General features: G+C 62.3%; 3 protein-coding genes. All 3 read left to right on the plus strand.

Annotation, left to right across the window (positions count from 1 at the left end; translation table 11 throughout):
- Window positions 1-408: 408 nt before the first annotated feature.
- Window positions 409-777: a 30S ribosomal protein S13 gene (rpsM, locus tag WA702_RS05760; RefSeq protein WP_425109570.1), complete on the plus strand. Its 369-nt coding sequence runs from the start codon at window positions 409-411 to the stop codon at window positions 775-777.
- 131 nt (window positions 778-908) lie between these two features.
- Entirely contained in the window at window positions 909-1298 is a 390-nt protein-coding gene (gene rpsK, locus WA702_RS05765) for a 30S ribosomal protein S11 (RefSeq protein WP_008969421.1), read from the plus strand.
- 114 nt (window positions 1299-1412) lie between these two features.
- Window positions 1413-1953: DNA-directed RNA polymerase subunit alpha (locus WA702_RS05770; protein WP_425109571.1), on the plus strand; the 541-nt coding region annotated here is incomplete at its 3' end.

Below are 1953 nucleotides of genomic sequence, written 5' to 3' on the forward strand. Positions count from 1 at the left end.
GCGCGCGAAAGGCCGCTGCTAAGGCTGGAAAAAAGCTCGGAAAACGGCGAGCGAGGGGTTAATCGCGGTGAATTGAAGCGCCGGCCGGGGGTGGATAGCTCCTCCAGGCGCGGTGCCTTAGGCTAAAAATGAAGTGAAATCAGAAGGTTGAAGGTGGTTCTTTGATTCCTTGGTTGGGCAGCATGGTCGTTCTTGACAGGCTGCAAAACTTCGGAATCGAAGCGCTCCGAGCGGTTGACGACAGCCGTATGAATCCACTAATAAGCCCACATCCAAGTCGGTAGATTCTAGAAGATGCCGGGCCCTGCGAATCGAGGGGTGGGCGTCTTGTTCGCGTTTGCGGACACCTGCCCGAGATAGCTAGAACGAAGACCGGTCCGCCTCTGGATCGGCACAGGAGAGAAGTCCGTGGCCCGTATTGCCGGCGTCAACATCCCGACCAACAAGCGCGTCCTGATCGCGCTTCAGTACATTCATGGTATCGGCCCGAAGATCGCGTCGGATATCATCGAGAAGGTCAAGATCCCCGAGGATCGCCGGGTTGCCCAGCTCAGCGACCAGGAAGTGCTGCAGATCCGCGAAGTGATCGACCGCGACTACGTCGTCGAGGGCGATCTGCGTCGCGAGACCGGCATCAACATCAAGCGGCTGATGGACCTTGGCTGCTATCGCGGCCTGCGGCATCGCCGCGGCCTGCCGGTGCGCGGCCAGCGCACCCACACCAATGCGCGCACGCGCAAGGGTCCGGCCAAGGCGATCGCTGGCAAGAAGAAGTAATTATTGCGAATAGCGAGTGGCGGATGGCGAGTAGGGACAGAATCCTATTCGCTATTTGCCACTACCATTCGCTTTTTTCGGTGTAGCCGCTGGCATTACGGCGGCGTTGAGATCTCAAGAAGGGTACTTATATGGCTAAGGAAGCCGGTCGCGTCCGTCGTCGTGAGCGCAAGAACATCGCCTCGGGCGTCGCCCACGTCAATTCGTCCTTCAACAACACCACCATCACCATCACCGACGCGCAGGGCAACACCATTGCCTGGTCCTCGGCCGGCACGATGGGTTTCAAGGGATCGCGCAAGTCGACCCCGTATGCCGCCCAGGTCGCGGCGGAGGACGTGTCCAAGAAGGCCCAGGAGCACGGCATGCGCACCCTCGAGGTCGAGGTTGCGGGTCCGGGTTCGGGCCGTGAATCGGCGCTCCGTGCGCTGCAGGCTGCGGGTTTCACCGTCACCTCGATTCGCGACGTGACGACGATCCCGCACAATGGCTGCCGTCCGCGCAAGCGCCGGCGGGTCTGATGTGAAGGAGGCGGGCCGCGGGTCCGCCTCATTGTGCTTTAGAGCATTTTGATTGCCGCGTTCTGATGCGCGGGTCTCCAACGCCAGCCGTTCAGACCGAGAAGGTTGGCCCGTATGGGTGAAACAGTGACAATCCAGAAAAATTGGCAAGAATTGATTCGGCCGAACAAGCTGCAGGTCACGCCCGGGTCGGACGCTGCCCGTTTCGCGACCGTGGTGGCCGAACCCCTCGAGCGCGGCTTCGGCCAGACGCTCGGCAATGCGCTGCGCCGCATCCTGCTGTCGTCCCTGCAGGGCGCGGCCGTGCAGTCCGTGCACATCGACGGCGTGCTGCATGAGTTCTCCTCGATCGCCGGCGTCCGCGAGGACGTCACCGACATCGTGCTGAACGTCAAGGACATCGCGATCAAGATGCAGGGCGAAGGCCCGAAGCGCATGGTCGTGAAGAAGCAGGGGCCTGGCTCCGTGACCGCCGGCGACATCCAGACCGTCGGCGACGTCGTGGTGCTCAATCCGGACCTGCAGCTCTGCACGCTGGACGAGGGCGCCGAGATCCGCATGGAGTTCACGGTCGCGACCGGCAAGGGCTATGTGCCGGCCGATCGCAACCGGCCCGAGGATGCGCCGATCGGGCTGATCCCGGTCGACAGCCTGT

Source organism: Bradyrhizobium sp. (assembly GCF_049798375.1).
Lineage (GTDB): Bacteria > Pseudomonadota > Alphaproteobacteria > Rhizobiales > Xanthobacteraceae > Bradyrhizobium.